Below are 14,069 nucleotides of genomic sequence, written 5' to 3' on the forward strand. Positions count from 1 at the left end.
TCATAGCAAATCGACCGCTCCTTTTGGTTAAAAGGAGCGGTCGATTTACTATATTAATACGGTCGTTTCTTACTAATTGAGCGGCCATTTTTACCCAATTGAGCAGTCGATTCTTTGCATTTATCCATTTTATGTTTTACATTTGCCAATAAATAGATAGAAACGATGGCAGATAATTATTTAGAAAAACAGCGGGAGCAATACGAAGCTAAAAAAGCAGCGTGGCTCAAAATGAAGAAATATGGCAAAAAGAAAAACGTTCAAAGTAAAACAGAGAAAATCCAACCACCACAACAGCCCGAGTCTAAATGAAATTTGACAAAACTTGTCGGGCAACTCTACTCCTGTCTCCACAATAGCAGCCGCATGATGAAACTCCAGCATATCATAATGTGCTATTTTGTTAGTCGTTGACAACGATAACACATTTTCTGCGAAAAAGATGTTTAGTAATCGTGAAGAAATAAATTATAGCAGCGTTTTTTGAGGGCTAAAGCTATGCTTTAGATATGATAAAGCTATGCTTTGTCAGTCGCAAAGCATAGCTCTATTATATCCTTCTTAATAATCCCGGATTAGACTCTGATATATATGGTGGCAAAGAGCTTACCCTCGCTTTTATTTCTTCTTTCCCTGAGCCTTCTTTTCTGCATTTCGCTTATTCACATAATCTTTGAACATCTGACGCCAGTTGCGGCCATGTTCATTGAAATACTGTTCGCATTTGGTTTTATAGATTTCAAAGATAGCAGAAATCTGCTTCATATTCTTATAGTCAATAGCCTGTTCACGCGCCAGCTTTAATTGTTCCAGGACAAACGCTGTTTCTTCTTCGGTCATATTGGGGACAATAGCCTGATACCCTTTCAAAGTAAATGCTACCTTGCCAACCGTATATTTATCAAGTATCTGCTCTATCTGTTCTTCTGTCAGCACTCTGCGCAAACCTTTCATCAGTCTTTCATGCACTTCTTTCGGCATGGCGGAATCGGCAATCATTTCACGGTCGAGCTTGCTTAATGGCTTACCTGTCAACGGATTGATACCGGCAGGAATCGTTGTATAAGGATGGTCATTATGCCAGTCGCGTACTTGACGCAGATGATTATAAATAGTTGTCACGGCAAACCCGGCTTTCTTTTCATCTTCCAGATTTAATGAAGCCACCCAATCCATCGCCTTTTTCTCAAGAGAAGTATCCGAGTTTAGTTTGGCAAACGCTTTCTTGTCAAAGTAAGCAGCTACTTTATCAAATGAACGGATGGCACTTTCAGGAAGTAACTCGCCTTTTTCTCCGAAACTGTACATCGCAGATTCCGGTTCAATCGTAACCTTGCTCTCATCCAGCATCTTCTTATCCAAGTCAAATACATCCGCGAAGAAATCATAAACTGCATTTCGCTTATTAGGCCCAAAATCATGCTTTTCTTTCGGAAGATGCACATTCGTTACTTTATCCGTTGCATTGTAGAAGCCGTATATCCGTTGCAAATAAGGAAATTCCAATGCAGGGACGCTTGCCGTCCAGTCGCCACCGTCCGAAACAACCAATTGCGGACGGGGAGCAAAAGCCGCCGCCAACTCCGCATTGCAAGTTCCACCTGCCGAAAGTTGGATAGGCATCCCACTTTCACAAGGGCATCCGCCATCAAAATGAGAAGCCAGACTTACAACCGGTGCGGATGCTGTAAAGCGGTCATCCAACACGCTTAACAAAACAGTATGTGTGCCGCCGCCCGAACCGCCATTCGCTCCTATACGACTGGTATCAATATCCTTGCGGGAAGCAAGCATAAATTCAAGAATCAGCAAACCATTCATAGCCTGAATAGTATGTGCCGCACTGCTGCGATGTGCCGCACTCCCCACTTGCAGAATAGACTCGCCCCATCCGAACAAATCATAATCTACGCAAATAGCTCCCATACGGGCTAGTGTCCCCATACGTTGCTGTTGGTCTTCACGATAACGGCCGCCACCAAAGTGTCCGTTCGGACAAATAATCAGCGCATGTTTTCCTCTTGATTGAGGTGCATAGATAGAACCGCAGACATATAATCCGGGCAACGTTTCAAGCGCAAAATTCTGTACGGTGTAACCGTCAAACTTACGTATCTTTGAAAGAATAGGCTTTGACTTCACACATTGGGACAGTAAAGCATCAATTCCCAAACGTTGGCGGACTTCCTTTTTTAGAGAATCAGTACGAAGTTCGAAGGCTTGTTTGTCCGCATATAGCGTATTGAGATAAGCCAGCATCTTTTCTCCGTCCGCATCCGTACGACGTGGATACTCATAAGCTTTTAACTTATACATATTCCCTTTCTGCTTGACAAACTTATAATCAAAAGGAGCCAATACATTTGTCAGCGATTCTTCCACCGAATAAGGGCGGATACGGAAATCAGCATAAGGCAAAACTTTGCCTACCGTATCAATATCATACTTCAAACGGACTCCAAAACGATTCTGAATATCCGTCAGCACTTCATTCAGGGGACGGGCAAATTCCGTCTCATATGTTTGTGTTTGCGCTTCTGCCGAAAGGGACGCGGCAATAAGCATCGTAAAAAGGATTCGTTTCATTTTCTAATTGATTTGATTCTGTCTTAATCTAGTTTGATTTCTTCACCATTGACGATTACATCATCCATCGTGATGCGTTCGCAATTCTCAAAGATACATTTCTGCTTTCCGCCTTGGATATGAATGTCACGCAATACAATATCAGAGATAGGAGCTTCTTCCAAACCTACGATTTTGACAGGTGTCTTCACATCTGTTACAGTCATTCCGTTGATATGTACGTTGCGGAATATAGGGGTACGTTCACTTTTGGGCTCTGCCGGCATCTTACTGTATTTCAGATTCAGCACGATAGCTTCGCGCTTGATATTGCTCATCACAATATTGCTGACGCGGACGTCTTCAACGACTCCACCTCTTCCACGGGTAGACTTGATACGTATCCCACGGTCTGTTCCGTCAAACACACAGTTGGAGATAGTAACTTTGCGTACACTTCCACTCATTTCGCTACCTATCACAACGCCACCGTGTCCGGAAAGCATTGTACAGTTCGTTATGGTGATATTCTCGCAAGGTACACCCAAACGGCGGGCTTGTGCATCCCTTCCCGATTTGATTGTAATGCAATCATCACCGACGGAAATATGGCAGTCGCTGATATGCACATTCCGGCATGATTCCGGATTAATGCCGTCCGTGTTGGGAGAAGGAACATTATTGATGGTAATACCTTTTATAGTCACGTTCTCACAAAATTCAGGATTTACCGTCCAGAAAGGGGAATTGACGATTTTCACTCCTTCAATCTTCACTCTCTTACAGCGAACCGGCTGTATAAACGGAGGGCGGAAAAAACGACGCTGCAAAGTATTCACATAATCTTTATTCGTTTCGGCATAAATGGCAGTCGTATCGTTTTGGGCATCCCACATGGGTTGGTATTTGTTTATATCACGCATACCGTTATCTTTCAAGTCAATCATGACCCGGAAAAACTCCGTCCACCATTTCTTGCCTTGTCCGTCCAATGTCCCTTCTCCTTTGATAGTTATATTTTCGGCATCTACCGCAGAAATCAAAGGCTGGAAACTCTTCATCATCACTCCTTCGTGGCGGACTTCCACAAAGGGAAGATAGTCATCAAAGTTGTCGGAAAAGAGCAAAGTGGCTCCGGCTTCCAGTTCCAGTGTTATATTACTTTTCATGTGGATACTTCCCGTCAGGTAAGTTCCCGCAGGAAAGAAAAGCGTGCCACCGCCGCCACGGCTGAGGCGGTCGATTGTGGTATTGATCAACTTTGTATTAAGGGTCTTGCCATTTGCTTTTGCACCGGCTTTCAACATATCTACCCGTTCGGCACGAAGGACTGTTGCTGCACAGAAGCAAAGAAAGGAAATAAGGGTTATTCGTAAATTCATAGTTTATATTATTAAGTATAATTTCTCCGTTACCTTCTAAAGAATACATTGTTTTTCATTCGACAAATATATGCAAAAGATTCTTTTATTCTGCACATACAAATTTATATGTACCACTTTGTACCTCTTTCGGTTCCTTCTCTCCCGGAAGATAAACAACTGCGGTGGTATTCACCGGAACAGATATGTTCAAAGTGAAAGTTCCGTCCTTACGAATCCAATCCACAACAATAGTGCCATATAAAGTCTCATACGATGAGTTGACAAACTTCAAATCCCCCACAGGTTTCGGAGCAATGACAAATTTCTGATAGCCTTGCCTTGAATCGTTTTGCTGATTTCCGAATCCAGATGCGGCATTAGGACGGATGCCGGCTAAGGAATTGAAGAACCATTCGTCAATCTGCCCCATCATAAAGTGATTCCAGGAAGAGCCTTGACGCGGATCCCATTGCTCAGTCAGGGTTGTTGCTCCAAACTTCAGTTGGAAACCATAACCAGGCGCTTCTTCGTGGTTGAACATTTTATATATCAACTCATGCCGGCCGTTACGGGCTAATGCCTGAATCAGGTAACGATTACCCACATCTCCGGTAGTCAGCCGATTGCCGTGTGCTTCTATATCTTTTAGCAGATTCATAAACACTTTCTTATCCTGCGTCATATGCAGGAATAAGGGAAGTGCGTTGCTGCACTGGCTTCCTGTACCATACTGTGCCGTATCATTGTTTAGGAAACGCTTGTCAAATGCAATCCTGATATCATCTGCCAAAGAGCTATAATAACGAATATCAAAATCATTGCCTACCATCTTTGCAGCTTCTATCAAATACATGACAGTCATGTAATAATGCGCAGTCGCTACCAGTGGCACAGGTGTATTCCGTGAAAATCCAGCACGGAAATCCCCATAATCATACCAGTCTCCCAGTCCGAAAGAAAGGATACCGTTATCCGCCCGTGTCTTCAGATAGTCAACATAACGACGCATATTCGGATAATACTTCTTTATCAACGAATCATCCCCATACGTTTCATAATACATAAACGGGAAAATGACCAAAGAACCGCCCCACTCGGGAGATTCCGCAAAAGCATCCATTCCCGGACCTTCAAAAACCACGTATTCCGGAGCTGTCGTCGGCATCGCTCCATTGGAGTGTTGCGCGTCCGCCATATTCTGCATAATCTGCGAAGCGTAGGCTGTCAGATCATAATTGTAGAGTAGTCCCGGCCCGTTCAGATGTACCTGTTCCAGCCATCCCAGCTTTTCGCGGTGCGGGCAGTCGGTAAATACAGATTGCATATTACTGCGGACAGCTTTCTCTATCAAACGATGGGCAGCATTAAAGATAGGGTTGGATGATTCGAACGTAGATACCTTCTTTGCCGAATTATAGACAAAACAGGATTGGATATTCTTTAGTACAGGCAATTTATGAGGGTTCTTCTGCCCTTTCAATACAGCACCTTCCACTTGGATATATCTGAAACCGTAATAGGAAAAACGAGGATGCCAGGTTTCATCGCCATCCCCTTTCAATGTATATTCATAATAATGCTGACGTCCCGTCTGGCGCTGGTTACAAGCGCCTTCATCTGTCAATGCTTCGGCTACCAGTAAAGTTATTTTTTGTCCACGCTTCCCACGTACTGTTATTTCGGGGAAACCAGCCAGATTCTGTCCCATATCCAGTACGAAAGCGGAAGGGTCCACCGTCCGTTTGGTCGATTTGGAAGCAGCCGCCACTTGTTCGGTATCCAGTTTGCTCACCTTTTGGGTATCATACCGTTCCATTATCTTCACGGGTGGCGCCATCTGTGGACGAAGCACTCCTTTAGGGGCTTCCTGCATTACCACCGGACGCCAATGACTATCATCAAATCCTGTCTGATTCCATCCTTTCTGTTCGCGGCGGGCATCATAATCTTCGCCACCGTAAATACAGTTGAACGTTACCGGACTCAAATCATATTTCCATTCATTATCAGAACGGACGATTGTACGTGTTCCATCCTCATAATTGATGACCAGTTCAAATAAAAGTGTGGGGGGGCCGAAACTTATCTGCAACTTACGATAACGTCCCCCCTGAACATTGTAGAATCCATTCCCCAATAAGATTCCAACAGCATTCTCACCATACCGCAATTGTTCCGTTACATCATATGTGTTATAATAAACACTTTTATCGTAATCACTCCAAAGCGGAGCAAACTCACTATTACCGACTTTCTTTCCATTCAGATAGAATTCATAGAATCCCAAGCCGCAAACATATGCAGTCGCTTCGGCTATTTTCTTGCCGGACTTATTACCGGACTTATTCCGGAACTCATCCCGCGACTTATGAATCTTCGTTTTCTCTGTGTCATCCAGCAAAAACGTTCTTCGCAAATAAATGCTTTTCTTCGCCAAAGTATCCACCGCTTCCCAAGCGGCTTTCACTTCCGGCTTCTTCAGTTCGCTGCCGTGAAATTTACGCCCTTCCGGCAAATGTGCATTCTGACGGGTGATAGCTCCAATCCATTTTCCGTTGGAAAGTCTTGAGGAGACAGAACGGAACTTCGCTTCACGACTCCATTCGGAAGGAGTATCCGTTTCATCCCAAACACGGACACGCCAAACATAATTGAACGGATTGTCAGAACCTATATTCGCTCCTTCCGTTGAAACCAACTGGCTCTGTGAAGAATTGACTTTGCCGCTATTCCATATTTGACGTCCCGTGAAAGCTTCCCGAATATCAATCTCATAGGCAGATTGTCGTGTCCCATTTTCCGGTGACTCCATCACCCATCCCAAACGGGGTGCACCTTCAACCACGACCAACCCTTCCTGCATTTCACAGGTAAGACGGGTGATTGTTATATTCTTTGCCTGTACCATACAAGGTAGACAAAGACAAAGAAGAAGATATTTTTTTAAAGCCATTATTCGTTTTCCTTATTTTTTATCAGACAGAAGGACAAAAGAACGGATGTTAAGGGATTAATAAACAGTTTTAAAAACTTTTGTTCTTCTGTTCTTCTGTCAGAAATATATGATTTGTGTCTACTTTAAAGCATTCTCGCAAACGACTTTTGTCAATGTATCCGCATGTCCTACTTCTTTGCCATCGACAAAAATGCGTAATCCTTTTCCACAATGATAGCGGTCGCCATTCTTATCCCAAAGAATGGTCAGATTGTGCCCATGATACAATACATTATCCAAACAGAACCAATCCCATTTATCTGCCGGAATCAACGGATTCACCTCTATCGTATTATCCAAACGCGGACGTAATCCGATCAATCCTGTAATCATCAAGTCATTGAAAGTAGAATGATTATAATAGCGGCTGCGTTCCTGATCCCCTTTCAACCAATAACCTGTCACTTCATCCAAATACTCGCCGATATACGGACGTCCACGATGATATTGTGATTCCACATACAATTCCATTTGGCGGAAATATACGCTGTCGGACAATACCGTTTGCGGGTAATTATTCATAAAGTTAGCCATTGCCGTCAATGTCTGTGCAGAGGCGAACGGCCAGATGGCTCCGTCCCATTCACACTTCCCCACTCCACGCGTACGGAATTCCGGATGGCGGCGTTCGGCAGTAGTCAGTCCGTAAGGAGATGAAAAGCCTTTTTCGTCCATAATCTCTTTCCATGCAACCTCATACATCTTCGCTGTATCCGGCAAATTGAAGTACCACGGAATATAACCGATAGCTTCACGGACATTAGCAGAAGAATCCGTACGCATTGTTTCAAAGAACTGATGGCGTGTATTCCACAATTCGGTATCGACCAAAGTTCTCAGAGTATCAGCTTTCATGCCATATCTCATCGCCATTCCTTCATCACCGGAAAGGATTCCCATCAATGAAAGTGCTTTCGCATTGCCATACATATAACTGTTGATAGTAGGACGGGCATACTTCTTCCTACGGCCGCCGCTGATGGACTCTTCCATACCATCTTGTACGTCACCTTGCCAATACAATCCGTTTTTCAGACGGTTTGTACGTTCCCAACGTTGATATTCGGTTTCCAAATCTTTCTTCATATCCAACATGAAGTCTTTATCACCATCTACCATATAGCGTGCCAGCACTGCATCCGCATTCCATGAACTGAACTTATCCATTTTCTTCATCGGACCGCCATCATTACCGCGATACCAGGTATGGATAATCTGATCCAAATATTGGGAATCACGCAACCAACGACTTTCATAAATATGATGTCCGATAGCACAGGCAATCAGGTTATATTTATCCGAATAGGAACGTTGTACCAGAAATTCCGTCATACCATATCCCACAGGAGTTTTCTTGATATGTTTGCGCAATGACCACCAGCGGTAATAATACATTTCCTCAAAATTACGTTGCGGACATTCAAACAAAGGAATATTCTCTTCCATCCATTCAGAAGCCTTGGCATTAGGAATTGCCTGGACAATATTCTCATCTTCCATTCCATTGAAATAATCTACGTAATGGCTGAAATCCGCATATTTCAGAAAAGCGGAAGACGCGTCCTTGTCTGTAGAAGATGTTTTCACATTGGCTATGCGATATTCAGCCAAAGGTTCTTGTTCACCTGCATCCGGCAAATCATAAGTCTGGTCGGCAGGAGTATCCACTGTCGGGAATGTACGTGGCACGCCTGTACGGAAAGCAATTCTTTCGACACTAGCCACCGGTGCATAGAACATACGCAGCCCTACCCTTTTACCATCCACATATACCTGGATATTACGGTCTGCCGTTGACAGGACTGCTTCTACGTGATAGGTTTTCCCGGCTTCATACTTCATCATATTCGCAAACCGGGAACCGCCTTTCATACGGAAAATGCCATCATTGGTTAGCTCCATACGGGAACAGGCAACTCCGTTCTCATCCAAAAATTCTATCTGGAGTGTACCTTTATCATTCTGTCCGGCTTGTAAATCGAATGAGACTTTCAGTTCCTTAGAAGCAGGAATTTTACGTTCCACTTTCGCATAATCAAACGGATCTTTATCTTGCAGTTTCAGCCATTGTCCATCCAAAGAAACCGGAGCCCAGACTGGAGAATAAATATTCCAATTGGTAAGTTCCGCAATCGCTTTCGATTTTGAGAAGTCATCATCGGCATGTGCGGAGGCATTGAGTTCCACCGGTACGGGAATACGGGAGATCCACATATCTTCCTTGTTCACACTATAAGAAACCCATAAGTCACCGTCCGCAGGCACTCCGTTTCCTTCTTGTATGCCACGAGGATATTGGGGACCGTATGATTTATAATTTCCACCGTAACGCATTGGTGTGATTTCACCGTGTATCAGGTTCAGTGTTGTATATTCCAGTCCGTCTTTGCTCAATGAGATAGCAAGCGGCCAACGGAATTCCGAGGGATTATATACTGTAGCATATGTACCGTCGCTCAAACGTTGCCCCCATATTTTTGCATTACTATTAACAAAACCTTTTGCACGAAGCACAGGTTCCGCCCAAGTATGTCCGCCATCTTCGCTGATGGAAGTCAGTGCGTGTTTCCAAAGGCTGGCGATTCTTCCGTCAGGGAGTGTGTAGCAGTTGAATGCTTTATATCCTTTTTTCAATGGAATGATAGGGTCTTCACGATCGGCCTCTTCCACCCATTGCATCATATACAACGGATTATCGAGAATCTCCTGGCAAGCCTTTACAAATTCACGGTCTTTGCTTTTTTTGAAATACGGATAGTCGGTATTCTTTTCGTTAAATCCGTGATTATAATAAATGAAATAGATAGGTCCGAACGAACCGTCTTTCCTTATTTCGCGTACTACACGGCCAATGCCGTTTCCATCATTCGGGTCGTCTTTCTTATCCAGAGCAACTCCGTAATTACCCATCGTTATCAAACGACCGGATTTAGAGACATAAAAGCCCACGCGCTGGTGCATGATGGCAATCAGGTCTTTAGCCTGCATACCCGGACTGGATTCTTTGGTATATCCATCCGGTACCTTATACGGTGGAAATACAATTTCGGGATTTGTCCATTGATAACCGTCTTTTGATGTCATCAGGAATGTTTGGGAAGGCGGGACGTGTTCGTCCGAGGGATCAGCCAGGTATTGGTAATAGAATTGACCGTTCCAATAAGCCAGCATCGGTTGATGGTTGTAAGTCCAGCCATTGCCGTTAGAGACATCGGGGTGTTCCCGGTTTGCCCGTACCAATTGAATATTATGTACTCCTACTACCGGCGACAGTTGCCCGTCATGATAAGTCGGATTTGAGATTTCTTTCCCTGTGTAATGGATTCTGTCTTGTGCCGAAACCGTAGCTGTCAGCCACCCGGCAGCCAGTGCAAAGAGAATCTTTGTAGAGTTGTTCATGATCTATTTCAGATTTTAATTTATTTCTTCTTACTCTCTTCCAACAGTGTCTTAACCACCGATTCAGAAGCTTTGAAAATTGTTCCGTGTTTATGTCCGGCAGGTATGCTTACTTCATTTGTGATATCGGTAAAATTCCGAAAGTCCTTCGTACGCATAGCTCCGTATATTTTCTTCTTATAAACATCAAAATAAATGAGATAGTCCTCTCCTATCTTTTCTACGGTCGGCCCTTCTACAAAGGATTCGGTGAAGGGTTGTGATGCGGGCGAATAAGGCCCTGTCAGGGAATCTGCAAAAGCTATTTTCAGATTGCGCTCCGGACGTGTATTATCTTTGAGTACCATCACATAATCATTCTTTGCCCGTTTCACAAGAACAGCGTCAATCGTGCTAAAGCCCGGATCATATAAGACTTTCGCTTTTGAAACTGTCTTAAAATCCTTTGTTGTGATATAATACAAACGGTGGTTATTGTTTTCTTCTTCTATCCCTTTCTCAAAACGACCGGGAATGCAAGAAGCCCACACCACCATAAACTGCCCACTATCATCATCATAGAAAATTTCCGGAGCCCATACATTAACGGTAGTCGGTTCATCTGCCATGACAGGAATCATCTGTTGTTCCGACCAATGAACCAGATCTTTGGAATTTGCATAACCGAATCCCAAATCACCTTTCCAACTCGTAGTCCAGACCAAATGGAAAGTCCCGTCGGGAGTGCGCACCATGGAAGGGTCGCGCATCAGTCGATGCTGTCCCAGTTCCGGCTTCAACCAAACTCCCGGAATACTGTCCCATTGCATTCCGTCCTCACTATATAAATATCTTAAACCCTCGTCAGCCGGTTCATGGAATGAAGTGAACATATAATAGTCTTTGCTTCCCCCACAAGAAGCCAAGAACAAAATACCTATTGCAGCTAATGTATTTCTTAACTTTTTCATTTCTATTATAATCTATAATTGTATCCTTTATATGGAAAAGACGATAAAAGCTCTAATTTGTACTCAAACAGATTCGAAGTTTCGTCAGATTCTAAATTTATATAAGACAAAAGGGCGACTCTCCGAGCCACCCTTTCCGTCATCAAACAAACTAACCATTTAAATTATGGAAGAGAACCTTATAAAGATCCTCCACGTGCCTTCACACGTTTGTACCATTCTTCACGTTCTTTCTTCAAGTCGTATCCGCGTTTAGCCAGATAATTATTGATACGCCCTTTATACTTTCCGAAAGCTGCGTGTTTCTTATTTGAATTTTCAGCATCCAAGGCAAATTCACGGGCTTCTACCAGCCAAGCATAAATTTGTGCCTTTTCTTCTTCTTTCAAAGTAGGAATCATGTCAAGATGCGAATCGTAAGTCACTTTCACCACTCCATAGGTCATACCGTCCTTCACAGCTTCTATCTGTTTTTCGTCAAGGAAAAGAGACAAATTTGCAGGAAACGCGAAATGAGAGCGGTATAACGCTGCATCTTTTTCATTTTCAGCAGCTTTCAATGCTTCAGCCTTAGCGTCACCGGCCAATCCCGATTCTTTTACTTTTTTGACTTTTGCATCGCGTATTTCATAGATATCATTCAACTCAAAATAACGGTTGGCAATGATATTACGGACATCTTCAGCCACTTTTGCATCTGTAATTCCAAGCTTATCGACAATCTTTTGTGAGCGACTGACGATAGACTCCACATACTTGGGGTCACGGTTTTCTTTGTTCAAGTCAACTGCTCCGGCAGACATCCAGCCACAAAGTAACAGTAGAGAAATTATTAATATCTTTTTCATTGATTACCGATTACATTAATTTTCCTTTTTCAGCCAAAGTATCGTAGTTGTTCTTCAAATCACGCCAGTCTACTTTGTGCTTTGTGCTGATACCATTGATATATTTTTCAATATTAGTGTATCCGTCGCCTGTACAGTCCTTGTTGGCGTCACTTGGGTCATTCGGATTCAATCCGTTAGCGATTTCCCATTCGTCCGGCATACCATCTTTATCCGTATCTACATAAGGAGTACCTTTGTATTCAGGATAACCACCCATTTGGCGGATATCGGTAATAATGCCTTGCTTATAAGAATCTTTCGGTAAACGACGATATTTGAACTGTCCGTCTTCGCCCATTGACTTAGGAGACAAACCTGTCAAATCACCATAGGCGTCTTTAGGAAGTTTCTTTTCATAATAAGGAATACCTGTTCTGACTTCTTCAATCACACGTTCGTCAACAATATCACGGCAAGGGATATTAGCGCCTACGTGCTTCAGCACATAATCATAAGCGTCGCTGGCACTCATTATATTGATATAAGGCATTTCAAACGGGCGATAGCTTCGCATATACTCGGTATATCCGTCTGTATTCGGTTGATCTTCAATCTGGATTCCACCATTCCAGTTATCTTTCGTAATTTCAGGATAGCCATCCATGATATTTCCGTCAGCATATACCCGTCCATATTGTTTATGATCCAGCTTGCTACGTCCCGCTTCCGGTTTCAAGATACGATGTCCTACATTAGAGTCTTTAGGAGTGGCAGGTCCCGGTTTGTAGTAGTTATTAATCATATTGAACATCGCAGTATAATCGCCACCGTCAGAAGAACGGTGAACCCAATTGAATACTACATTGTTGACAAAATTGAATATCCCGTTCCAACCGATAGAAGGATTACGTCCGGAATTGCTAGCCCAAAGATTGCGGGCAAATGCACAGTTCTCACCTCCCAGGGTACTACCGAATGCGTGGTTGTATGTATCCAATGCTTTCGCAGAAATAGTATTCTGAATAGTTACATTTACAGTAGGAAGCTTCAAGTCTTTGCTTTCATACTGTCCTTCACTCGGATCATACATATGGCGATAGAAAGATATGTTCTCATCCAGTCCCCAAGTACAGGAGCAGTGGTCGATCATTATATTACCAACAGGGTTACCACCGAAAGAGTCATCACGATGCCATACTTTCGTTTCTCCACGACGGAAACGCATATGACGAACGACTACATCATGTGTATCTACCCAGAATGATTCTCCGGCAATACAAACACCGTCTCCCGGAGCTGTTTGTCCTGCAATAGTTACGTAAGGAGCACGGACGATAATCGGAGATTCCAAACGGATGATGCCGGCAACATTGAACACGATAATACGCGCACCACCAGTTTCACATGCTTCACGGAAAGAGCCCGGTCCACGGTCATTCAAATTTGTTACAGTTATCACTTTGCCGCCACGGCCACCGAAACTGTACATACCACCACCTTCAGCACCAGGGAATGAAGGGATATCAGCCTGTGGCAAATCGTACGGGCGACCAGCCCAAGGAATATAAGGGCGTCCTTCTCTAGCTTCTTTTTGTACTATCGGCAACGCTTTTGCCCATGCTTCGTCAGAACGTTTCCGCTCTTCGGTCATCATTTTCGTATAGTTTTCTTTGGCTTCGCCAGTTATCTGTGGGTATTGCGCCCATGCAACAGTCGGAGTCAACATTGTTGCAGCGAAAGCTGCTAAAAGTACATGCTTCTTCTTCATTTTTATTTGGTTTTGTGAAGTTGTTAATTCAAAAATACAATAATAAGACGAAAGAGAAAAGGATTTGTAATCAGTAATAATGGAAAACGTGGGTGATAAAGTAGAAAAAAGAAATATATCTGATTTCTGCTGAAGGTTTGTCCCATTCTAAATTAACAAATTACCAATCATTGCCATCCTTTTGAAATCAAGGCTACT

General features: G+C 43.4%; 8 protein-coding genes. 1 reads left to right on the forward strand and 7 read right to left on the reverse strand.

Annotation, left to right across the window (positions count from 1 at the left end):
- Nucleotides 1–165: 165 nt before the first annotated feature.
- The gene (locus RDN93_RS00300; protein WP_308743849.1) at nucleotides 166–312 is read left to right on the forward strand and encodes a hypothetical protein; all 147 of its coding nucleotides are present in this window, start codon (nucleotides 166–168) and stop codon (nucleotides 310–312) included.
- Between the two features lie 306 nt (nucleotides 313–618).
- Here the strand turns inward: RDN93_RS00300 and RDN93_RS00305 are convergent, their stop codons facing one another.
- From RDN93_RS00305 to RDN93_RS00335, 7 genes are all read right to left on the reverse strand, one after another.
- Entirely contained in the window at nucleotides 619–2,586 is a 1,968-nt protein-coding gene (locus RDN93_RS00305) for a DUF3826 domain-containing protein (protein WP_308743791.1), read from the reverse strand.
- Nucleotides 2,587–2,609: 23 nt separating this feature from the next.
- On the reverse strand, nucleotides 2,610–3,947 hold the full coding sequence (locus RDN93_RS00310; protein WP_308743792.1) for a glycoside hydrolase family 28 protein: 1,338 nt from the start codon (nucleotides 3,945–3,947) through the stop codon (nucleotides 2,610–2,612).
- Between the two features lie 85 nt (nucleotides 3,948–4,032).
- Nucleotides 4,033–6,882, reverse strand: a complete 2,850-nt coding sequence (locus RDN93_RS00315) for a glycoside hydrolase family 78 protein (protein WP_308743793.1) — start codon at nucleotides 6,880–6,882, stop codon at nucleotides 4,033–4,035.
- A gap of 120 nt (nucleotides 6,883–7,002) precedes the next feature.
- Nucleotides 7,003–10,323 carry a glycosyl hydrolase family 65 protein gene (locus RDN93_RS00320; RefSeq protein ID WP_308743794.1) on the reverse strand — a complete coding sequence of 1,107 codons (3,321 nt, stop codon included), beginning with the start codon at nucleotides 10,321–10,323 and terminating at the stop codon, nucleotides 7,003–7,005.
- Between the two features lie 20 nt (nucleotides 10,324–10,343).
- Nucleotides 10,344–11,273, reverse strand: a complete 930-nt coding sequence (locus RDN93_RS00325; protein WP_308743795.1) for a glycoside hydrolase family 43 protein — start codon at nucleotides 11,271–11,273, stop codon at nucleotides 10,344–10,346.
- A gap of 179 nt (nucleotides 11,274–11,452) precedes the next feature.
- Entirely contained in the window at nucleotides 11,453–12,121 is a 669-nt protein-coding gene (locus RDN93_RS00330; RefSeq protein ID WP_308743796.1) for a DUF3826 domain-containing protein, read from the reverse strand.
- A 10-nt stretch (nucleotides 12,122–12,131) separates the two neighbouring features.
- Nucleotides 12,132–13,871 carry a thrombospondin type 3 repeat-containing protein gene (locus tag RDN93_RS00335; RefSeq protein WP_308743797.1) on the reverse strand — a complete coding sequence of 580 codons (1,740 nt, stop codon included), beginning with the start codon at nucleotides 13,869–13,871 and terminating at the stop codon, nucleotides 12,132–12,134.
- Nucleotides 13,872–14,069 lie beyond the last annotated feature (198 nt).

This window comes from uncultured Bacteroides sp. (assembly GCF_902491285.1).
Lineage (GTDB): Bacteria > Bacteroidota > Bacteroidia > Bacteroidales > Bacteroidaceae > Bacteroides.

Bases quoted from the DNA above. Each gene is read 5' to 3' on its own strand.
- RDN93_RS00300 (WP_308743849.1), top strand. From the start codon at position 166: ATGGCAGATAATTATTTAGAAAAACAGCGGGAGCAATACGAAGCTAAA.
- RDN93_RS00305 (WP_308743791.1), bottom strand. From the start codon at position 2,586: ATGAAACGAATCCTTTTTACGATGCTTATTGCCGCGTCCCTTTCGGCA.
- RDN93_RS00310 (WP_308743792.1), bottom strand. From the start codon at position 3,947: ATGAATTTACGAATAACCCTTATTTCCTTTCTTTGCTTCTGTGCAGCA.
- RDN93_RS00315 (WP_308743793.1), bottom strand. From the start codon at position 6,882: ATGGCTTTAAAAAAATATCTTCTTCTTTGTCTTTGTCTACCTTGTATG.
- RDN93_RS00320 (WP_308743794.1), bottom strand. From the start codon at position 10,323: ATGAACAACTCTACAAAGATTCTCTTTGCACTGGCTGCCGGGTGGCTG.
- RDN93_RS00325 (WP_308743795.1), bottom strand. From the start codon at position 11,273: ATGAAAAAGTTAAGAAATACATTAGCTGCAATAGGTATTTTGTTCTTG.
- RDN93_RS00330 (WP_308743796.1), bottom strand. From the start codon at position 12,121: ATGAAAAAGATATTAATAATTTCTCTACTGTTACTTTGTGGCTGGATG.
- RDN93_RS00335 (WP_308743797.1), bottom strand. From the start codon at position 13,871: ATGAAGAAGAAGCATGTACTTTTAGCAGCTTTCGCTGCAACAATGTTG.